This is a genomic window from Anabaena catenula FACHB-362, assembly GCF_014698735.1.
In the GTDB taxonomy this organism is placed as follows: domain Bacteria; phylum Cyanobacteriota; class Cyanobacteriia; order Cyanobacteriales; family Nostocaceae; genus Anabaena; species Anabaena variabilis_A.
On record NZ_JACJTQ010000059.1, the window covers coordinates 1 to 22,666 of the forward strand.

The following is a 22,666-nucleotide window of genomic DNA, read 5'->3' on the forward strand; positions in this document are numbered from 1 at the left end:
TTGTTGACCTTCAATTGAGTCTTGAATCCTAGTAGCATGATTATATTTTACACCGAACAACCCAACATTGTTACAGACAATATGACATTGGCTGCAAGCATAAGTAGGTAATTGTTAGTAATTGTTAGCTTTTTGGCTACTGTTAATTAACCCTTCAAAAAATAAAAACTGTAATATCACTTGAATATTCCTGTTTTGAATGGCAATATAGGAAGTTATTATTTGTTAGAGAAACTCATCTCTCAAATGGCAATACAGTCTAAAAAATAAAATTGCTAGTGCAGCAAGTCAGAAATAGCACTGGGCCATACCGCCCAACGAAATAGCTTCCCTTCTGCCTGATGGTACTAGTCAACTGCAACTGAGCCGAGTGAACGATAAAAGCTATGTCTTACGTCTCCCTGCTGAAAAATATACCAGAAATATTAAGCCAACCAACTGGGATAGCAGCTATAGCCTCTCTTGGCATCCACGGTGCTATTGCCTTAATTGTGCCATTAATGCCTGTTGATTCTAATAAATCCTCAACAACTGATTCATCAAAAGTAGTCGGATTAATGGAATTGAGTCCGGCTGATCAAAACCGATTGCCCCAAACTCCTGACACATCTAAAGTTGCTTTACAACAACCCCAACTGCCGCTACAACAGCAACTGCCTCCAGCAAACTTTGACAGCCAATTGACAACATTACCACCCTTAGAAGCACCTTTACCTAACCAAGCGGTATTGCCCCCTATCCCTAGATCATCCGGTAACTATAATCTTTCTTACTTGCCCAGAAGCCAGCCTAGTTCGAGATTTACAAGAAACGACTTTAGCCGCCAAGTTTCCAATTTTCAAGCCAGAAGTAGCTTCTCTCCATCAGTTTCTCCTTTTGTTAATGATCTAGACAGCAAAATTAGAGAAACCGAACCACTAAATTTAAACAGGTTGCCACAAGTCGAAGCAGACAACAAAATTCCAGAGCAACCACTAAATAACCCATCTCCTGATCCAATTGATATTGGATCTAGTACCCCACAGGAAGTTTCTCAACCCCAAAAAATGCAGTTGGGAGATAAGTTAGCTCAAAATTCTCCGTCTGAAGTTCCTGGAGAACAATCTCTAGCAGCTAACGACCAATTAGCATTAGCAGGACAAGGTTTACCACCGTTACCAGAAACTTCAACGAAGAAGCCACCGGAACTACCTGCTTTTAATCAGTCAGATTCACAAGGCAAGACAACGCAACAGTTACTGGCAAATCTCAACTCTTACAATAAGCTGAGAACAACAATCAAGCAAGAATACCCTAACGCTAAAGAACAAGCAGTCATTCGTGAAACCATTTCTACGGATAAACGAAATCTGGAAGGTAATGTTTTGGGTCGATTAGTTGTGGATTCTGATGGCAAAGTCTTAGATATTAAGTTCCAAGATCGGTCAGTTGCACCTGAACTGCAATCAAAAGCCAGGGAATTTTTCAACGCCAATCCACCTAAAACTGATAAGCGAACTAGCTCTTATCCATTCCACTTACGGTTTAAAAATCAAAACAATAGTAATATTCCTGAAGGGACTTCTGAGCCAAAGCCCTCACCAAATAACAATTCTGAAAAAGCACCTGAGTCTCAAAACAGAAAAATTCAACCCTCAACTCCAGGTGTGGTAATTATCAAAACGTCACCTACCGCAACAGTAAGTAGCACTCAGCCTTCTCCATCTAGTGAATCTACTCAAAAATTAATACAACAGTTACGTCAACTCAAGGAACAAAAACAAAACTCTAATCAAGAACAATAAAATTACGTGGGGTCAGATTGACCGTGTTAGCCTGTGGACTAGATCGTGCCGACACGAATAGGAGGTCAGTGAGCGCAGTGGTCAGTGAGCCTGTCGAACTGAAGAAGCAGGAAGAAAAAGCTGGCTATTGTTAGCATTAGTTAGCTTTTTTGTATCGGATTTAGCATTCTGGGTTGGTTATATCCCCAGTTATTTCTTTCGGGGAATTCAAAATTCCTCTGGCAGAGGAGCTACGCTCACAAAATTGAAAATTGAAGACTCCAAGAATGAATACGGAGACTTGAATAATTGTGCTGCGCTTTTTTCTACATCACTTCATAAATTAAGGAGATTGAAACCGTTGCCCCAATTCAATCTCAAATTCTTTTTTTGAGATAATTGAAAATTTTTGAGTTGAAAAAATAAAATATTTAATTAAATTTAACCAATAAACATGGAACCAGGGAGATAGGAACAGTATCTTTACCAGCTTGTTTCCGCTTTCTGGAAAACATAAGCGGCTACCTCCAGTATTTCCTGATAGCTTAACTTGTTCTTGAAGGCGGGCATGGCACCTTTACCATTCTGTATTTGGTAAATAATAGCCTGGATCGGTTCAATATCATAATTTTCTAAATATTTTGATAATGCTGCTTTTTGTAAAGTTTTATGCTCAATTAGGATATTAGCGCCTCCGATATGGCAGGCAGAACAGTTAGCATTAAAAATTTTGCCCCCGTTGAATGTTTCTGCTGCTAAGGCTGGATGAATGCCGGTTAAGTTAAATAGAGCGATCGCTAAAACTAGAATTAATAACAGTATTCTCAAGAGATTTTCCTCGTAACAAGCATCCAGCATCTGAAAATGTGGCTAGTAAGTATATATCCAAATCTATCCACATATGCCGAAACTATCCTCCATTCTTTTATCCAAGGTAGGGAGAATGTCTATATGTAGAGTGGACTGATAGATTTACTGAATATCTACATCTGTAAAATATCATGTATAGTTCTCATACGGATTTACGGATTTACTGATTTTTTGGGCAAATGGGATAAAAATTAGCGGTAACTAGTTTCTCCCTTGATTGCCATACAGTGTTTACTCTGTTAGATAGGGATAAAACTGATTACCGCTGCACCAGCTAATGGTCTATAAAAATCCAATCGGTCAAAATTGAAAATTTTCTAGCCCGCAACAGTGATTTTACCAACCATCCCAGCACCACGGTGAGGTTCACAATAGAAGGTATAGTCACCAGCTGGTGCATCTGCGGGGAAAGTTGTTGTTTGCTTCTGTCCAGGACTCATTAGCAACTTCTTGTAAGACAAAGATGAAGCTAAATTAGCGTCCTTAGTGGGGTTTTTTGCTTTGTCAAACACAACATTATGGGGAGGAACTTTGTTGTTAACCCATTCAATTGTGTCACCTGGTTTAACTGTCAACTTACTGGGTTGAAATTGTAACAATCCTTTGTCACTACCCAACTTGATCTGATATGTTTCCGCAGATGCGGTGGGAGTAAAAACAACAAAGCTGCTAACAACTACAAGAACAGTCAAAACCGCTAAAGTCAAGCGTCTCCAACTTGCTGCAATAGATTTCATGGCTCTCTCCTGAGATATAGTTTTATTTTCCTGTTCTCATTTTAAATACAATCAACGCCAAATATGACAATCTGTCGTAGATGAATTTTTTTAAAGCAAAATACAAAGTTCCCAGTCCTGCTTCCAGAGAACAAACTCAAGCAAAAACCGCAGCCATCTGTAACTAAGAATGAAGGTTGTGCTTGAATGCACTTAGGTATCAGGACTCGGAACTCAGATTTTTTCAAACCGCCAAGGGCAATATTATTGCCTAACTAGGAGAGATTTAGTAATAAATTTTACCACCACCCCATTTTGTACCAACAACTTTTGGTTGGATGAGAACGTGACCTGCGATCGCTTTTAAGTCATCATCGGTCAGGTTTCTCATTTCTGTGAAGATATCCGCGCTCTTAATGCTGGGATGTATTTCAGAAATCTCTTCTTCACCGTCGTAAGTTGTAGGATTTTTCATGTAGTCTACTAACCCTTCAATATTGTTACGCTTGGGTGTAGCTCCTGCCAAAGCTTGTGGTTCTAGTCCCACGTTTTGGTTAGTCTTAGTTACTCCTCCAGCATGACATTGAGCGCAAGTGTCATTAAATAAGCGTTTACCTTTTTCCAGTTGTTTCACGCTGAAAACAACAGTATCACCCTGTTCATTCAACTGTACTGTTCGAGTGGCTTTATCCAATTCCACTGCTGTTGCACTACCGACAAGCATCTGAAAAGTCAGCAAAACAGTAATTACAACAACGCCAATTAGTCTTCTAAACATATTTCCCCTCTCAGTTTTTAATGCTCAACACAACTAAGACACTAATAGTTCCAAAAGCATAGATATTTATCTGATGCTAAAAGTTTGCCGGGTATAAAGCCGACGGGGAGAACTAGAACACCCCTAATCCCTGAACTAAAAGCTGTCGGGATTACTTTACGTAAAATGTTCTCGCTATCATTAACATCAGCATGAATCAGTTTACCATTAGCTGCTCTATGCTGTTGCTGAACTGAGTTTCTCCATAAGTAAGAATAGGGTCAAGAGCGGGTATGAGAATGGGGACATTTTATTTTTTGATACAAATCTTTATAAATAAATTTACAAAATGTAAAGTTAACCTTTCCCTCCTGTAAAAGTTACGCCTCGAATAAAATAGCGGTTGAAAAAGGCGTAAATACCTAAAGCTGGAAGGGTAAAAACCATAGAAGCGGCCATGATGTAATTCCAATAGCTGATATATTGCCCTTTAAAGGTGTTCAGCCCCAGAGGTAAAGTAAACATTTCTGGGTCAAAGAGTATCACCAGAGGTAGTATAAAATTGTTCCAACTGCCCATAAACACAAACACAGCCTGTGCTGCTAGTGCTGGTTTGGCTAGGGGTAAAACAATATCTCGGAAAATTTCCCAGGTGTTCAAACCATCAAGTTGTGCTGCTTCTTCTAATTCTTGAGGAAAATTAACAAAAAACTGCCGCATCATGAAGATAAAGGTGGCGTTTACCATGCTGGGTACAATCATACCTTGGTAAGAATTGAGCCAACCCAAGGCTTTTAAAATCAAGAATGTGGGAATTAGGGTAATCTGTGCGGGTACTGCTAACACTGCCAAAATCAGGAAGAACCAAAAACGTTTACCCACAAAGCCCAGTCTAGCTAAGGCATAACCAGCCATTGAATTTAAGATTAAGTTTAAAAGCGTGACGCTGAGTGCGATCGCTATACTATTAAATAACCAGCGCCCAAATAGCGGTTCTTGGAAAAAGATTTGTTTGTAGTTATCGAGAGTAAAATTTTGGGGGATGAAATTTGGCTCACCGCTGATAATTTCTGAGAGAGGCTTAAATGATGCTGAAAGCGCCCACAGGAAGGGAATCAGGGTAATTAGACCATAAATTGTCAAAAAGAGGTATAAGAGGATTTTGAGATAGATAAAGCGAGATATCTGAGTCAAATCCTGTCACCTCCGAAGACTCGCCGCTGAATCACAGTGATAGTAATGATGACTGCTGCAAGTAAAAATGCGATCGCAGATGCATATCCTAATTGTAAATTTCTAAATACAGCTTGATAAATTAGCAATACTACTGTCAAAGTGGCGTTATTCGGGCCACCAGTCCCACCAGAGAAAATATAAGATTGGTCAAATAGTTGAAAAGTGCCAATTATCCCCACTGTAACTACAAAAAACGTTACAGGTTGTAGCCAGGGAAGAGTAATGTAAACAAACCTTTCCCACCAATTCGCACCATCTAATTCTGCTGCTTCATAAAGTGTTTGGGGGATATCTTGTAAAGCTGCTAAATAAATCACCATATAAAAAGGTGCAGTTGACCAAATATTCATAATCATGATGCCTTTAAGTGCAACTGCTGGATCTCCTAACCAGTTATATTTAGGTAGTCCCACAAAAGCAAGAAAATCATTTAGTAAACCATCAGTGTTATAAATCCACATGAAGATAAGTGTTAGCACCGCAGAAGATGTGACTGTGGGTAAAAAATAAAGGATACGCCACCAGCTTTTACCACGAATACCAGAATTTAAAGTTACAGCTAAAATTAAAGCCAAAATAGTTTGACTGGGGACAACAATAGCAACATATTCTGCTGTGTTTTTTAACGCAATCCAAACCTGTTCATCTTCTACTAATCGGGTGAAATTGCGAAAGCCAATAAATTTATAATCAATATTGCCTAACAGTTGGACTTTGTGGAGGGAAAGAAAGACAGCGTAGAGAATTGGTAAAACTATAAAAGTGCCTAAAACGAGAATTGTGGGCATCATGAAAAGATACCCGGTTAGGTTTTCGGTAAATTTCCAGCTTTGGTTTCTGCGTTGTCTGTTGATTGGAAACACAAATAAACCTCGACAATCTTCTATAATACTCGTTCCCAGTCAGAGACTGGGAATGCCTACTGGGAGGTTCTACCTCCTATCTAAAAGTCGTCTTCAGTATTTTTACATAATAACAGAAGGCAGAGCCTTCTAAATTGCATTCCCAGGTAGAACCTGGGAACGAGAGAAAATCCGTATTATGTCTAGTTTCATCTTAGTTGCGTAATTATTAATACTGTTTTATTATGATTACATAAGTTGCTTTTAAATCAAATATGAATATAAATTTACCTTCAGAAGATATTTGGAGTTTAGTCGTAACAAGTCTGATAGGTTTATGGCTAATTTGGCAGGCTGTTAAGATAAATTATAAAATTGATATATTCAAAATATCAGTTAACTGGTTTAGTGATAGACTTATTATTTTACCTTCTTTACTTTTTTTGATTGCTCCATTTTTGTCTACATATATTTTTCAAAATCTACTCACAGAGTCTAATAAAATTTCTGACAATAAAACAAGTATTTTACAATTATTAACAACTTTTGGCGTAGGCATCTATATTGGAAACAGAGCTTTAGAGAGCTTCAGGAAAACTCAGGAACAAAAGAAAATAGCGAAGATACTTATTGCAAGTATGGAAGCTCACTTAGAATATCTCAATAAAATAAAACAAAATCTAAGCGGTACTTTAAATAAATCTAATATAAACAATATTGAAAGCATAATTAACCACATCAAAACAGATTATATATATGAATCTGCTTTAAAATTAGTAGGAATCTTTGACAGTCAAACTATAGATTTTATCTATAGATATTCTAGAAATATCAGTTCTGATATGGATGAGATACTGAATAGCTATGAAAAGATAAATGGATTCATAGGTGAAACTAAATTACCGATATTAGGTGAAAAGATTGAAGCACTTTTAATGGAAGCTAAATTATGCATAATAATACTAAGTAAAGAAATAGTTCAGGACGATGATAAATTCAATAATTATACAAAATCAATAATAGATGAATATGGTAAAAATAGAGCAAAAGGTGTGATGGAGAGTTTTGCTACATTAGAAATGCAGGACATTTTGATAATAACAGAAAAATTATTTGAAGGCTATGGTTTACGTTCAGAACTTGATGCTTCGATGCTTCATATAATGAAGAAAAAATTCCCTTAGAAATAAAGCAAAATGAACTTTTGAAAATGTTTGGGTTTCCTTCCTCAACCCAACCTACTTCATCATCTTAATCTGCTGATTAGCAGCATTCTGCGCTCTCAACATGGCCTGATTTAAAGACTGTTCCCCCAACAAAGCACTAATAAACTGATTATCAAAATTATTCACAATTGCGGCTGGATATTTCCCCACTTGCCAAGGTGTAGCATAATCAACTCCTGCTACTAAAGCAGACCTTAAAGGATCTTTATCGTAACCTAATTTCTCAGCTACAGATTTACGAGTTGGTAAAGCGAAACCTGTTCCTGTCCATTTTTCCATTCCTTCTTTACCAGTGAGGTAAGAAATTAATTCCCAAGCGGCTTTTTTATGTTTTGTTTGTTTATTCATTACATAGGCAACAGTATAAACCATCGTGCCTTTTTTGTTATTAATTTTTGGAACTTCTGCCGTTGCAAAATCTATCTGGGGGAAGGTTTCTTGAAGATAAGGAATAGCCCAGTTACCTTCTATCACCATTGATACTTTACCTTGACCAAACATATCACTACCAGAACTAGCACCAACATCAGATTTTAGAACTGAAGTTCTGTCTTTTTGATATTGGTCAATCACCAAATTTAAACCTTTTAAACCAGCTTCATTTACAAAAGCAGCATAACCGTTTTTATCAACTATCTTACCACCATAAGCTGGAATTTTATAACCCTGACGTGCCAATTCTGGACTTTCGCCAAAGCCGTACTGATTAAGTTTACCTGTTAATTTTTGAGAATAGCGGCGTAATTCATCCCAAGTAGTTGGGGGACTTTTTAAACCTACGTTATTGAAAGCTTTTTTATTATAAAATAAAACTAAAGTAGAATAGTCTTTAGGAAATCCATAAATATGGTTTTGGTATTTAAAGCTATTAAGTAAATTATCTTCAAAATCTGCTAAATCAAATTCTGGTTGGATGTAAGTATCTAGAGGTTCTAAAACATTCTGACTCATCAAAAAAGGAGCTTCTAACGCATCTAGATAAAATACATCTGGTGCTGCTTCTCCAATTAAGCGGGTTTTAATTACATCCATGTATTGATCAGAGATTACTTCATACTTAACTTTAATATGGGGATGTTTTATTTCAAAGTCTTGTAATACCTGTTTGAGAAGTTTTTGCTCTATAGGGGAACCACCCCAACCACTGAGCTTAATAGTGACTGATAATTTACTGATAGGTGATAGACTATGGCAACTAATAATTATGATAGCCACAGCTATTACCCAACCCCAAAAATATAAACACTTGCTTTTGTTCACAAATAGATAAAACCTGGATTTCTCACCTTACTTATAGCTTCTGTCACCAAGGATAGATATTTAAGTAAGTTAAAGTTTTGTTGAGAAATGGTAGATAGAATAACAAACAATTATGATGAACTGAAATTTTGCTCATTTCGTCACTGATAGACGATCACTTATGGACTCTGTTCAAGTTGAAACAATTGCATCTTTAAATCTGGAAATTGCTCCGATTGATTCATTAACAACAGTCCTATCTTCTCAATCTCCATCTAGCTCTCGTTTTCCTAAGAATACTATTCGTACCAGTTTAAAAGCATCTACTTCAGATGCTATTTTCGCAACAATTTTTTCTATTACTACTGGAGGTATTTTACTTAGTAACTTTTTGGTGGAGTTGGATGCTAGTCCAGTGGTTTTTGGGATGCTTTCCTCAATTCCCATGTTGGTGAATCTGATTCAGCCGTTGGGTGCTTATATCTCAGAACGGACTACTAGCCGCTTTCAGTATTCCATGCTTGTTTATGGGACTTCTCGGCTATTGTGGCTAATTCTGGTAATGGGTATTATCAGTGTAGGCTGGGGAGTTATAAATTCGCAACAGTTAGTAATATTAACTCTATTAATCGTTTTTTTTAGTCATCTTTGCGGTGGATTGGGAAGCGCATCTTGGATGAGTTGGTTAGCAATAATTGTTCCCCGACGGTTACGCGGTAGGTATTTTGGCATCCGCAATAGTGCTACCAGCTTAACTAATTTGTTGTGTGTACCTTTAGCTGGGTTTACTGTTTCCCATTGGTATGGGGGAACTCTTCAGGGTTATGGGGTAGTTTTGTTTATAGGAATTTTGTTTGGGTTAGTTAGTTTAGGATGCCAGTATTTCCAAATTGATGTGAATCCCCAATTACAAAATACTGATAGTAGTGATTTATTTCCCAACAGCAAAAATACATCTTGTGAAATAACTGATACCGTATCTATTCCCGAAAAACAATGGGACGATACTATTTGGAAAAACTCTAATTTTTGGATTTTTATACTGTATTTCAGTTTATGGATGCTGGCTTTTAATCTCTGCGCTCCTTTTGTTAATCTCTATCTGCTAGAAACTTTGAATATAGATGTAGGTTGGGTGACGATTTACAGCAGTCTGCAAGCAGGGGCAAATTTGCTAATGGTTGTGCTGTGGGGTAAGTTAGCAGATAAAGTGGGAAATCGCCCAATTTTGATATTTGTAGGGATTATTGTTGCCGTTACGCCTTTACTGTGGTTTGGAATTGGCAAGAGTAATTTAGATATCTGGCTATGGCTACCACTGTTATATATTTTTATCGGTGGTAGTGGAGCAGCGGTTGATTTATGTAACAACAATATGCAAATTGGCATTACTCCAGTCAGAAATCAGTCTATTTATTTTGCGATCGCAGCTGCTGTTGCTGGAGTAACCGGTGCCTTAGGGACAACCATTGGCGGTTTTATTGCCCAATCTCCAAAATTTGGCGGGTTACTAGGGTTATTTGCCCTTTCTAGTATTTGCCGACTTGCAGCACTTATCCCGCTGATTTTTGTCAAAGAACAGGGAAGAAGTGACAGGGAACTCTTAACAGGGAACAGGGAATAAATAGGCAGGGGGCAGTGGGAAGGGTGCAGTAGATATTATTTCTCCCCATCTCCGCGTCCCCGCGTCCCCGTGTCTCCACGTCCTCATCACCCCATCACCCGAATCCTCTACTCGACACTGGTAGAACTCAAACTCATGCTTTCCCACAAAACCATATTGGGTGCAGTTGGTAGAGGTTGGTGCAAAGCAATTAGCTGTGCCAATGTATTTTTTAACTGAGTACGGGGAACGATATCATCAACAAAACCATGCTTGAGCAAATCTTCAGCCGTTTGGAAATCTTCGGGTAGTTTTTCCCGTAAGGTTTGCTCAATTACTCGTCTTCCAGCAAAACCAATAGTGGCTTTTGGTTCGGCGATAATTAGATCACCTAACATGGCAAAACTAGCCGTAACGCCTCCTGTGGTGGGATTTGCTAGCACGGGAATGTATAATAAGCGGGCATCTTGATGGCGTTGTAATGCTGCGGAGATTTTCGCCATTTGCATTAAGGAAAGCATTCCTTCTTGCATTCTCGCACCCCCGGAAGTGCAGATGATAACTACAGGATAACGGCGTTGAGTGGCTTGTTCGATTAAGCGGGTAAGTTTTTCACCCACAACAGAACCCATGCTACCACCCATAAATCGGAAGTCCATAACTCCCAAAGCGATGGGTAAACCATTGATTTGACCTAAGCCGGTTTTGACTGCATCTATTAAACCGATTTTTTCTTGAGTTTCCCGCAAGCGATCGCTATAGGGTTTCCGATCTTTAAATTGTAAAGGATCAGTGGGGCGTAAATGCTCATCTAATGGTTTCCATGTATTTGCATCTATCAATTGACGGATACGCTCATCGCTATCCACCCGATTATGATGACCACATTCAACACAGACCATTTGATTGGCTTTTAAGTCTTTGGCATAGGTTAAAACACCACATTTAGGGCATTTATGCCACAGCCCATCCGCAATTTCCCGTTCTTGGCGTTCTAGACTGCTAGAGCCAGGTTTACGCCGATTAGCAAACCAATCAAATAGAGACTTTAAACCGCGTGATTCTTCGTTGTTCGCCATTTTTATTTTAATGTAAGTAGGTATCGAGGTTAAAAACAGGTCAATCTATTTTGAATTGACCATTCCCACCAGTAGAGTGGGTATTGAAAATTTGTAGATTGTAGATTTTAGATTGATGATTTCTTCGGCTTAACTAAATCATCCAATTAAGATTCTCAGCAATTTAGACCTGATGTCAGCGTCTTTTGGTTGCAAACTTAACAAAAATAATGATGACAATACAAGTCTGTTCCTGCTGTAATAGAATACTTAACTTATGTCAGCTTAGTTTTTATTTGCCAACTGCATCTTGTTATTTGAGGTTAATGCAAGTCACAGGTTAATTGTACCAAAATATCACGTGTCAAGTGGGTAATGAAGGTGACAGTCATGGGGGATATAGGTTTCTGATGTTCTAGTCATGGGTTAATATAGCAATCTTATTTGAGTTGAGAACTTATCGGTGATAGCGTAGCGTGACGTAAGTCATGGGAAGGGAACTCTTAACAGGGAACAGAAGTGTTCATAAATAATGAGAAAAAAACACATTTAAATTGTGAATTGTGAATTGTGAATTTTAAGTTTGTTTCCTATATTTCAAGATATATGAACAAATAATCGCAGATAGTTAGACAAAATCCCTTGGCCGCTAAATACAGTAATAACAGCACCCAAAGCTAAGAAGGGCCCAAAAGGCATCTTTTGTCCCATTTTATGACGTGACAGCATAATTGCCCCTCCACCTATTAATACTCCTAAGGCGCAGGCCGTGAAACTAGCTATTAGTAAATATCTCCAACCCAACCAAGCTCCCATCATGGCAGCTAATTTACCATCACCCGCACCCATGACAGCTTTACCAAAAGCTAGAGAACCCAAGATTGAAATGCCATCAAATAGCCATAAGCCAAGCACCGCACCAGCTATGGCTGCTATCAAGTGATTTACCAGTCCCACCCAGTTAGCTTCTGATAAAAAACCCACAGCCATTTGAAACACTATTCCCAAAATCAAACCTGACTGAGTAAGTGGATTTGGCAAAGTCATTGTATCTAAATCTATCAGAGACAGGGCTAATAACCAACTGCAAAAAGCCCAATAACCTATTGTCCAAATCGAAAATTGAAAAACCCAAAATGTTATCAAAAATATTATGCCTGTTAATGCTTCTACCACAGGATAACGGGGAGAAATCTTGTTTTTACAATAACGGCATCGCCCTTTTAACCACAACCAGCCAAACACCGGTACATTATCGTGAGCTTTGAGTCTATTTAAGCATTGAGGACAACGAGAAGGCGGCCAAAGCACTGATAATCCAGAAGGTAGGCGATAAACCACAACATTGATAAAGCTACCAATAGATGTACCCAAAGCAAAGACAATCATACTCGCAGGAACGACAATCAAAATGTCCATATAGTCAGTTATCAGTTATCAGTGGAAAAAGGCAATAGGCAATAGGCAATAGGCACAAATTCTTGAATTTTGAATTCATTTCTCCCCTATTCCCTGTTAAGAGTTCCCTGTCACTAATACATATAGGATTCAATTTGATTTAACGGCACAAAACACTCTTGCGGTAACAAGATGGGGTGTTGAGTGAAAATCACCTTACCCCGATAAGTTACGCGACTAATTGCTACTCCTGAAGGTTGTCCAACGATTTCGGGATGTACCTCACAGTATGTATAGTAAATTTGACCAGCCGCTTTGATGACGGTGGGATCAACCAAAGGCGGATGGTTTTTGGGTGCGGAAAAATTCGCCTGTCCTTGTTGTGCAGCGTACACTATTGGTGTTTATGTGATTTATAGATTTGCTTCTAGTTTATCCGAAACTTTTAGCAAAAAATGTTAAAATCCTCAAGCGATAATCAGGGAATTATTTTGCTTCCAGGATTTGAATCAGCGCATCGCCCATAGCGCGACAACCCAACAGATTCATTCCTACAGACATGATATCCCCAGTGCGATCGCCTTGTTGTAAAACTTGTAACACTCCATTTTCAATCAAGTCTGCCGCTTCTGGCTGGTTTAAACCATAGCGTAACATCATTGCCGCACTCAAAATCTGTGCCAAAGGATTGGCTTTATCAAGTCCGGCAATATCTGGAGCGGAACCGTGAACAGGTTCATATACACCAGGGCCAGAAGCTCCCAAACTCGCAGAAGGTAACATTCCAATACTACCCGTCAGCATAGCAGCCGCATCAGATAGAATATCACCAAATAAATTCCCTGTAACGATAGTATCGAATTGTTTAGGCGCGCGTACTAACTGCATAGCGGCATTATCTACATATAAATGAGATAGTTCAATATCTGGATATTCTGAAGCCAGCTTATTCATTCCTTCTCGCCACAGTTGAGATACTTCTAACACATTAGCCTTATCCACAGAACAGAGTTTGCCGCTCCGTTTTCGTGCTGTTTCAAAAGCTACTCGCCCAATGCGGTCAATTTCTGATTCTGTGTAAACCATTGTATTTACACCACGTTTTTCTCCAGTCTCAGTCGCAAAAATACCTTTAGGCTTACCGAAATAAATCCCGCCTGTAAGTTCGCGCACCACCATAATATCCACACCTTCTACAATTTCTCGTTTTAAAGTAGAAGCGTCAATTAACTGGGGCAAAATTTTTGCTGGTCGCAAATTAGCAAATAGTTCCAAACCCGCACGAAGTCCTAATAAGCCCGCTTCAGGACGCTGATGTGAAGGCAGCGAATCCCATTTGTAACCACCAATAGCAGCGAGTAATACTGCATCGCTATTGCGACACATATCCAAGGTAGCTGAGGGTAGGGGTTCACCTGTTTCGTCAATTGCTGCACCGCCAATTAAGGCTGTTTGGAATTCAAATTGAATATTAAAGCGCTTCCCTACAAGTTTCAGCACGTCCACCGCTACATTCATAATTTCGGGGCCAATGCCATCGCCGGGGAGTAGGGTAATGCGATAGTTTTGAGTCATAACTAGTTGTGATGATGTAAAAGTTTAGGCAGATTTATTATCATACCGAGCAAAATGTACCTATGGAGTTTTAAATTGGGGAGAACAGATAAAAGATGTGATTAAATTGACTCAACCCAAAATCAGAACATTGATAATAGAAGTACTGAATTAATGCCATAAATATTTTTGTAATGGCATAATTGAGGCTGTAATTTGAGGTATATAGGGAAAATAGCCCTAATATTAGAAGTATATTCTAGGGATTTTAAGTATTATCTAAAACCAATAATATTATGATTTTTTATACATAAAAAATAATTCAAATAAGTTATTTTTTTAACAGAGTATTTTTTAAAATCATGCTAATTGATATTTTCCTTGTTTAGATTTATACATAAAAATTGTTTTTTATATTTTGATTAAATTCAAAAATAAACATTGAATAAAGCATATATTATCTAATATGAAGAATATGTAAAACATAAATATTAAATCTAGACAATTACAAAAAATCAATTACGATGTACTTAACAAATAAACTTGGTATTGCTGAATAGCAAGATAAAATACACCAAAAGCACAAGATTGATTTCATCAGCAATGGGTAAAAATACTACTGCTTTTGTGAATGAAAATTATGCTTTAAGCTTTCAGAAAGACCAGGCATAAAGCGAACTTTCAATATATTTTCGGGGAAGAAAATGGTTCGCAGAATATTAAGCGTAAGGAGTCAAGAGTTAGAATTCAGAATGCTTGTCACAACTATAATCTCAATCGTAGACATTTTTATCGTTCATCACTCCAATAGCTACAAGCATTGTTAATTACGAATTCTGAATCCTTACTATTAACCTACAAACAGATCCACGTCAATTCGTATTTTTCTACCAGGCGGCCATAACATTTTTCATTAACATTAGTAATTGACAACCTGGATGCAGCCTTCGTCTATCAGAAATGGCTTTTGGGTATTTTTTCGTGTTTAAAATTCGCAAGACCTAGTTTCCGAACAGCTTCATTAAAATTCGGAGAAAATTATGGCACGTTACGTTGGCACTAACAATCAAGATATTTTGGTTGGAACAAATGATGATGATCAATTCCTCGGTGGAGAGGGAGACGACAACCTAGATGGTCGTGAGGGTACTGACACCATAAAAGGTGGCACAGGCAACGACGTGCTATTCGGTGGCAATGAAGACGACATAATAAATGGTGATGGTGGCCAGGACACAATCTATGCTGGTGAGGGCAACGATACCCTAAAAGGTGGCACAGGCAACGACGCCCTTTATGGTGAAGGAGGTAACGATACTTACTACGTTGATAGCCTTGAAGATGTTGTCAGTGAGAATAATGCCTCAGGTGGAGACGCAGGCGGTAATGATAGAGTCAGGTCTTCTGTAAGTTGGACTTTGGGTAATTATTTTGAAAACCTTGTCCTCCTCGGCACAGATGCCATTGATGGCACTGGCAATGAATTGAACAATATTATCAAAGGCAATAGTGCTGATAATTCCCTCTATGGTGAAGCTGGTGATGACACTCTTGAAGGTGGTGCTGGCAACGACACAATCTATGGTGGTGAAGGACGCGATGTCTTAAATGGTGGCACAGGCAACGACACCCTCTATGGTGGAGCAGGTGACGATACTTACTACGTTGATAGCCTTGAAGATGTTATTAGTGAAGATAATGGCTCTGGTGGAGATGCAGGCGGTATTGATACAGTCAGGTCTTCTGTGAGTTGGACTTTAAGTGATAATTTTGAATACCTCGTTCTTAATGCTACAGATAGCATTAATGGTACTGGTAACGCACTGAACAATATCATTAAAGGCAATAGTGCCAATAATTCTCTCTTTGGTGAGGCTGGCAATGACACTCTTGAAGGTAACGAGGGCAACGACACCCTTTATGGTGGCGCTGGCAACGATCGCTTAACTGGTGGTGTTGGCAACGATATTTTTGGCTTCAATAATTTCAGTGAAGGTGTTGATACCATTACTGACTTCAACGTAGCTGACGACTTGATTCAAGTATCCGCTGCTGGTTTTGGCGGTGGTTTAACCGTAGGTTCATTCGATCCTGGTCAATTTACCATTGGTTCAGTTGCAACAACCGGCGATCAGCGATTTATCTATAACAGCGCTACAGGCGGACTATTCTTTGATGCAGATGGAAATGGTGGCGGCGCTCAGACAAGATTCGCCCAGTTATCTACAGGACTATCTCTCACCGATGCAAATTTCAGTGTTATTGCCTAATTTGACATCGCATCCCATTGTCCAGAGTTAATGGGACTGACGTAAAGCAAGATAAATTAATGCAGTGAGAATCCACCTCTTCAACAAATGAAGGGGTGGTATTTTTTGCAATTAGCCAACTCATTTGCAGAAGTAGGACTTACGCAAGACTAACGGAAAAACGAACCGCGTTCGCGAAGCGTTCCGTAAGGAAAGACGCAAAGGACACAAAGACAAGAGGGTTTGAGAGATATTTTGCGTAAGTCCTGAGAAGTTTTCCCAACATTACGAAGATCAAGCCTGTTTCCATTTCCGAAACAAGAGTGACAAATGTTGTAGAAAAAGGTTAGCTTAACTGATAATCACAAGCCGCACTTCAGCAGCTATGGCAAAAGAATTAGCAATTAGCACCCGTGGACTAACTAAGCAATTTGAACGGCACATTGCTGTGAACGACGTTGACTTAGAAATCCAGATGGGGGAAGTTTACGGATTAATTGGCCCCAATGGCGCGGGTAAAACAACTCTGATGCGGATGTTAGCTGCTGCGGAGGAACCAACTACCGGTGAGATTTATATTAATGGCAATCGCTTACTGCGAGACCACAGCAATCCCACCCTCAAGCGTCACCTGGGTTACTTACCCGATGATTACCCACTCTATGATGATTTGACAGTCTGGGACTACCTAGATTATTTTGCCCGTTTGTATCGTTTGCGGGAACCGCGACGCACACAACGCCTACACGAAGTTTTAGAACTCATCCAACTCGGTAATAAACGTAACAGCCTGATTTCTACCCTCTCACGGGGGATGAAGCAGCGCTTAAGTTTAGCCCGCACTATTATTCACGAACCGATTTTATTGCTACTAGATGAGCCTGTTTCTGGACTTGATCCGATTGCGAGAATGCAGTTTCGGGAAATTATCAAAGCTTTGCGAGAAGCGGGAATGACAATTTTAATTTCTTCCCACGTTCTCAGCGACTTAGCTGAGTTGTGTACCTCCGTGGGCATCATGGAATTAGGTTTCCTGGTAGAAAGTGCCTCACTACAACAACTTTATCAACGTCTGTCCCGACAGCAGATTTTAGTCTCAACTTTGGGCAACATAGATATATTGGTGAGTGAACTAAAAAATCATCCTTTGGTGGAAGAGTGGGAGGTGATACCTAGCAAAAATAGTGTACGGGTGAATTTTTCTGGTAAAGAGGAAGATTGCGCTGATTTATTGCGATCGCTAATCAGTACAGGTATTCCCTTAACTGATTTTCACTGCACCCAAGAAGACCTAGAAACTATTTTCCTTAAACTAGGTCATAAACAAGCATCATAGAAAATTCAAAATTCAAAAATCACAATGCTTAGGGATTTTGATTATGTTACTAAATTTCATAGACAGAGTTGGTGAATGGAATCCGCAACTATTCCGAGAACTTAAAGGGCGACTAAAGCCTTTTAATGTGATAATTGCTGTGGCATCCTCCTTACTACTGCAATTAGTAGTTTTTTTATTTCAATTACAAGAATTTCCCGATGATAAATACTCTCTCATGGCAAATTACTGTACGTTGAAACAAGGATATCAAAACCAACAACAACAACTTTATGAACAACAAAACTTACTAAACCAACAAATAGCTAACTATCAACAAATTAAACTATCAGACAATACAATAATTCCCAACTTAGAAACAAAGCTTGAGCAAGCTAAAACAGATTTGACTAACTTGCAGAGTTATTTGTCCCAGAATATTTGTCCTCCCGATCAAATTAACTGGCAGTTATGGTGGAGAGATCACTGGGAATACTTCTTCCTAACATTTAGTGTGATTTTTGTTTTTACCCTATTAGTTGCTGGAACCTATTTACTAATCAGCGATTTAGCCAAAGAAGAACAGCGTGGTACACTGAACTTTATTCGTCTCAGTCCGCAGTCAGAAACAAGTATCTTGACTGGGAAAATGCTGGGAGTACCGAGTTTAATTTATCTGTTTATTCTCACAGCAATTCCTCTACACTTCTGGGCTGGACATTCTGCTAATATCGCTTCAAGTTATATTCTCAGTTACTATGCCATTCTTGCTGGTAGTGGCATTTTCTTTTACAGTGCTGCATTCCTATTTGGGTTAGTTAGTCGCTGGTTTAGCAGCTTTCAACCTTGGTTAGGTAGTGGTGCTGTTCTTCTATTTTTGTTTATGACAATGGGGATAGCATCTTATGATAACGATATCAATAATCCTGTTGCTTGGGTGAGATTTTTCAGCCCTTGGGATATTACCAGTTATTTGTTTCCCAATTTATTCCGTATCTATAAAGGTTCACCCCTAGACAACCTACAATTTTTCTATTTCCCAATAGGTAAAAATGTAGTTAGCTTAGTTGGCATTCATTTAATCAATTACGGAATTTGCACTTACGGTATTTGGCAAGCAATGAAACGTTCCTTTAGAAACCCAAATACTACTATCTTGAGTAAGGGACAAAGTTATTTCTTTATTGCTTTTTCTCAGCTAATGTTTATAGGATTATCGATGCAAGACATCGAGCGTAAACAAGATGTAAATCTCATAGGTTTAGTAGCATTTCTCAATCTAGCAATAGTTGTCGTTTTAATTGCCATTCTTTCACCTCATCGCCAAACTGTACAAGATTGGGCAAGATATCGACACCAAAATCATAGAAATGAATCTTTATGGCAAGATTTGTTTTCTGGTGAAAAAAGCCCAGCAATAATGGCAATAGCAATTAATTTAGCAATTGCTGCCATACCTTTAATAGTTTGGATTTCACTCATACCTGAAGATTTTAACAATAGCGATTTTGGAAAAGTTAAAGCATTATTAGCTGTAGCTTTGTCTATTAGTTTAACGATGATTTGCGCTACCATTGCTCAATTAATGTTGTTGATGAAAAATTCCAAGCGTCATATTTGGGCAATTGGTACTGTAGCTGTGGTGATGTTTTTACCACCTATAATTCTCCAAGTTTTTGGTATCTACGCTTCCGAGAGTCCTACTCTGTGGCTGTTTTCTACCTTTCCTTGGTCAGCTATAGAATACGCTGGGACAGGAACAATCTTCATGGCATTACTAGCTGATTTTTCCGTTCTAGCGTTGTTAAACTTCCAATTAACAAGAAAAGTTAGAGTCTTAGGTGAGTCAGCGACAAAAGCATTATTAGCAGGACGTTAAAGTAAGTCGAAAGACAAAAATCAAGACTAGTTAATTAATTAAACACTTGATAACCGCCGCTAGACACTTGTCTCGGCGGTTAAAATTTGTGATCAAAATTACTTATTATGTCAAATAATGATAATTAAGATTATAGATGGAAATCACACAGAGAAATTCATGACACCTTCACTAAAACTTCCCCAAAAATTGATGCTGCTAGGTTCAGGAGAACTAGGCAAAGAATTTGTAATTGCTGCTCAACGCTTGGGTAATTATGTAATTGCAGTTGACCGTTATGCAAATGCTCCTGCTATGCAAGTTGCAGACTGTGCAGAAGTTATTTCTATGCTCAATGCCGATGATTTAGAAGCTGTTGTCAGTAAACATCAGCCGGATTTTATTATTCCAGAAATCGAAGCTATTAGAACTGAAAAATTACAGGAATTTGAGCAAAGAGGAATTACAGTTATTCCTACAGCAGCGGCAACTAATTACACAATGAATCGTGATCGAATTAGGGAATTGGCACATCAACAACTAGGAATTAGAACAGCAAAATATGGTTATGCAGTAACTTTAGAAGAATTAATTACTATTTCTGAACAAATTGGCTTTCCCAATGTTGTCAAACCTGTGATGTCATCATCTGGAAAAGGTCAATCTGTAGTACAGGATCAAACGGAAGTTGAGAAAGCTTGGAATTATGCTATTTCTAATTCTCGTGGTGACAGTCAAAAAGTAATTGTCGAAGAATTTATTAATTTTGAAATTGAGATTACTTTACTGACAATTAAACAATGGGAAGCACCGACAATTTTCTGTTCTCCCATTGGACACCGCCAAGAAAGAGGCGATTATCAAGAATCTTGGCAACCAGCAAATATTTCTGAAGATAAAATATTAGCATCTCAAGAAATCGCTAAAAAAGTTACTGATGCTTTGGGAGGTGCGGGAATTTTTGGAGTTGAATTTTTTATCACTAAAGATGAAGTGATTTTTTCTGAACTTTCTCCCAGACCCCATGATACAGGTATGGTGACATTAATTTCCCAAAATTTGAATGAATTTGAATTACATTTGCGGGCAATTTTAGGCTTACCAATTCCTCACATTGAGCAATTAGGATTTTCGGCGAGTGCAGTTATTTTAGCTTCTGAAAAATCTGATTCTATTGCTTTTACTGGTGTGGCTGATGCATTAGCAGAAAAAGATGTAGATATTAAGTTATTTGGTAAACCTACTGCTCATCCTTATCGACGTATGGGAGTGGCTTTAGCAAAAGGTGTTGATGAAAAAGAAGCGAGGGAAAAGGCAACAAAGGCAGCTAGTAAAGTTAAAATAATTCGTAATTCGTAATTCGTAATTCGTAATTCGTAATAGAGTAGGGCTGGTAATGTCCACCCTACGTATATTTCAAAAATCAAATATTTGCTATATTTTGATTACAGACCTAAATCAACAGCAATGCGATGAGCGCAAGCAAACCCCGAAAAAGCCACCGCATTTAAACCCTGTCCAGGAAAGGTGCTATCCCCCACACAATACAGCCCAGGAATAGCAGTACGATTAAAAGGCATTCCCAGCAAACCCCATAATTTACGTTTGGGTATGGGGCCATAAGTACCATCTGTGCGGCCTAAAAAGCGACGATGAGTCAGCGGTGTTCCTATTTCTAAATAATCTAATCCAGCATCTAATTCGGGAAAAATCTTTTCTAGTCGTTCAATAATTGCTCCTGCGGCTTGTTCTTTCTTTTCTTCATACTCACTTGGTGAAAGTCCCTGCCAATCAGCAATCCAGTGTGGTGTAAAAGCATGGATAATGTGATATCCTGTTGGCGCTAAATCTGGATCAAGCAAAGTGGGAATAGAAACGAAAATTGTCCCTCCCGCAAACTCCATTTTCTCCCAATCTTCTAGCAAAATATGATGACACTCGGTTCTGGCAGGTAAAACAGACGCTTTTACCCCTATATGCAAACTTAAAAAACTGGGTGATTTTTGATATTTTTGTTGCCAATTTTTCTCATTATTTGGCATCTTATCTGCGGGCATTAGTTTTTCAAAGGTATCCCAGCGTGTAGTATTAGATACTATCTTCTTGGCATGATAGATGTTACCATTAGCCAATTGCACACCTACAGCTTTTCCCTGTTCAGTCAGGATTTTTGTCACTCTGGCTTGGTATTGAATTTTACCTTCATATTTTTCTAAACCTTCAACCAATTTTTGGGCAATTTTTCCTACTCCACCTTGAGGATAGTTCACTCCACCATAGTGTCTATCAGAAAAAACCATTCCTGCATTAATCATAGGTGTCATCGCGGCTGGAACTACTGACCAGCAATAACACTCGATATCAATAAACTTCAATAACAGCGGATCTTTAATGTAGTGTTTTGCAATATCTCCGACATTTCGGGGTAAATACTTAGCCAAGCCTAGACAAGCTAAAGGTTGTTGGAAAAATACCCGCAGTAGATATCCTGGTTCTTCTAGGGAAAGTAATTCAAAGCTATTCAGGTAATTAAAGACTTTTTGACATTCACCATAGAAGCTACGAATTCCTTTTTCTTCCTGGGGAAAATAAGCAATAAGATTTTGCAAAAATTTTTCATAATTTTTATCAACTTTAATATCTAAACCGTTAGGTAGATGATAATGAATCTGCACAGGATCTGCTATTGATTCTAGGCTGACATTCACAGCTTCTAAGGCGCGGGTAAGTAGGTTAGTTGTACCTTTATCTCCCAAACCGAAAATCATTGATGCGCCCACATCAAATGTGTATTCTTGACGTTGAAAATAGCCAGCACTACCGCCAGGAATAAGATAACTTTCTAGGACTAAGACTTTTGCTCCTTTGGCGGCTAATTGGGTGGCTGTGACTAAACCCCCAATACCAGCGCCAATGACAATAACATCAAATAATTCGTAATTCATAATTCGTAATTCGTAATACCGCTACGCGGAAGTAAGC

The 22,666-nt window shown here is 38.6% G+C and carries 18 protein-coding genes; 7 read left to right on the forward strand and 11 right to left on the reverse strand.

Features of this window, described 5'->3' with window-relative positions:
• Nucleotides 1-386: 386 nt before the first annotated feature.
• Nucleotides 387-1,784 (forward strand): energy transducer TonB, encoded by a 1,398-nt coding sequence (locus H6G68_RS23885; RefSeq protein ID WP_190908874.1) that lies wholly within the window; start codon nt 387-389, stop codon nt 1,782-1,784.
• A gap of 462 nt (nt 1,785-2,246) precedes the next feature.
• On the opposite strand, the gene petJ is transcribed toward H6G68_RS23885, so the two are convergent.
• The 5 genes from petJ to H6G68_RS23910 form a co-directional block, all read right to left on the reverse strand.
• Nucleotides 2,247-2,621, reverse strand: a complete 375-nt coding sequence (gene petJ, locus H6G68_RS23890) for a cytochrome c6 PetJ (protein ID WP_190908875.1) — start codon at nt 2,619-2,621, stop codon at nt 2,247-2,249.
• 329 nt (nt 2,622-2,950) lie between these two features.
• A complete protein-coding gene (gene petE / locus H6G68_RS23895) occupies nt 2,951-3,370 on the reverse strand; it encodes a plastocyanin (protein ID WP_190908876.1) in 420 nt (139 codons plus the stop codon).
• 265 nt (nt 3,371-3,635) lie between these two features.
• Nucleotides 3,636-4,127 (reverse strand): photosystem II cytochrome c-550, encoded by a 492-nt coding sequence (psbV, locus tag H6G68_RS23900; protein ID WP_190908877.1) that lies wholly within the window; start codon nt 4,125-4,127, stop codon nt 3,636-3,638.
• Between the two features lie 336 nt (nt 4,128-4,463).
• Nucleotides 4,464-5,300, reverse strand: a complete 837-nt coding sequence (locus tag H6G68_RS23905; RefSeq protein ID WP_190908878.1) for a carbohydrate ABC transporter permease — start codon at nt 5,298-5,300, stop codon at nt 4,464-4,466.
• Nucleotides 5,297-6,205, reverse strand: a complete 909-nt coding sequence (locus tag H6G68_RS23910; protein WP_190908879.1) for a carbohydrate ABC transporter permease — start codon at nt 6,203-6,205, stop codon at nt 5,297-5,299. The genes H6G68_RS23905 and H6G68_RS23910 overlap by 4 nt, the downstream gene beginning before the upstream one ends.
• A 254-nt stretch (nt 6,206-6,459) precedes the next feature.
• On the opposite strand from H6G68_RS23910, the gene H6G68_RS23915 reads away from it, so the two are divergent.
• A complete protein-coding gene (locus H6G68_RS23915; RefSeq protein WP_190908880.1) occupies nt 6,460-7,368 on the forward strand; it encodes a hypothetical protein in 909 nt (302 codons plus the stop codon).
• Between the two features lie 54 nt (nt 7,369-7,422).
• Here H6G68_RS23915 and H6G68_RS23920 read toward each other — a convergent pair whose 3' ends face one another.
• Entirely contained in the window at nt 7,423-8,670 is a 1,248-nt protein-coding gene (locus H6G68_RS23920; protein ID WP_190908881.1) for an extracellular solute-binding protein, read from the reverse strand.
• A 160-nt stretch (nt 8,671-8,830) separates the two neighbouring features.
• Between H6G68_RS23920 and H6G68_RS23925 the strand changes: the two genes are divergently transcribed.
• Nucleotides 8,831-10,273, forward strand: a complete 1,443-nt coding sequence (locus H6G68_RS23925) for an MFS transporter (protein WP_190908882.1) — start codon at nt 8,831-8,833, stop codon at nt 10,271-10,273.
• 107 nt (nt 10,274-10,380) lie between these two features.
• Here H6G68_RS23925 and accD read toward each other — a convergent pair whose 3' ends face one another.
• From accD to leuB, 4 genes are all read right to left on the reverse strand, one after another.
• Entirely contained in the window at nt 10,381-11,331 is a 951-nt protein-coding gene (gene accD, locus H6G68_RS23930; RefSeq protein ID WP_190908883.1) for an acetyl-CoA carboxylase, carboxyltransferase subunit beta, read from the reverse strand.
• A 576-nt stretch (nt 11,332-11,907) separates the two neighbouring features.
• The gene (locus H6G68_RS23935) at nt 11,908-12,729 is read right to left on the reverse strand and encodes a prepilin peptidase (RefSeq protein WP_190908884.1); all 822 of its coding nucleotides are present in this window, start codon (nt 12,727-12,729) and stop codon (nt 11,908-11,910) included.
• 113 nt (nt 12,730-12,842) lie between these two features.
• Nucleotides 12,843-13,103, reverse strand: a complete 261-nt coding sequence (locus tag H6G68_RS23940) for a hypothetical protein (protein ID WP_127054344.1) — start codon at nt 13,101-13,103, stop codon at nt 12,843-12,845.
• Between the two features lie 91 nt (nt 13,104-13,194).
• Nucleotides 13,195-14,283 (reverse strand): 3-isopropylmalate dehydrogenase, encoded by a 1,089-nt coding sequence (gene leuB / locus H6G68_RS23945; RefSeq protein WP_190908885.1) that lies wholly within the window; start codon nt 14,281-14,283, stop codon nt 13,195-13,197.
• A 1,019-nt stretch (nt 14,284-15,302) separates the two neighbouring features.
• On the opposite strand from leuB, the gene H6G68_RS23950 reads away from it, so the two are divergent.
• From H6G68_RS23950 to purT, 4 genes are all read left to right on the forward strand, one after another.
• A complete protein-coding gene (locus H6G68_RS23950) occupies nt 15,303-16,532 on the forward strand; it encodes a calcium-binding protein (RefSeq protein WP_190908886.1) in 1,230 nt (409 codons plus the stop codon).
• 364 nt (nt 16,533-16,896) lie between these two features.
• Nucleotides 16,897-17,847 (forward strand): ABC transporter ATP-binding protein, encoded by a 951-nt coding sequence (locus H6G68_RS23955; protein WP_190908887.1) that lies wholly within the window; start codon nt 16,897-16,899, stop codon nt 17,845-17,847.
• A gap of 43 nt (nt 17,848-17,890) precedes the next feature.
• Nucleotides 17,891-19,705, forward strand: a complete 1,815-nt coding sequence (locus tag H6G68_RS23960; RefSeq protein ID WP_190908888.1) for an ABC transporter permease family protein — start codon at nt 17,891-17,893, stop codon at nt 19,703-19,705.
• Between the two features lie 159 nt (nt 19,706-19,864).
• Nucleotides 19,865-21,043 carry a formate-dependent phosphoribosylglycinamide formyltransferase gene (gene purT / locus H6G68_RS23965; RefSeq protein WP_190908889.1) on the forward strand — a complete coding sequence of 393 codons (1,179 nt, stop codon included), beginning with the start codon at nt 19,865-19,867 and terminating at the stop codon, nt 21,041-21,043.
• A gap of 86 nt (nt 21,044-21,129) precedes the next feature.
• Here the strand turns inward: purT and crtH are convergent, their stop codons facing one another.
• Nucleotides 21,130-22,629, reverse strand: a complete 1,500-nt coding sequence (gene crtH / locus H6G68_RS23970; RefSeq protein ID WP_190908890.1) for a carotenoid isomerase — start codon at nt 22,627-22,629, stop codon at nt 21,130-21,132.
• Nucleotides 22,630-22,666 lie beyond the last annotated feature (37 nt).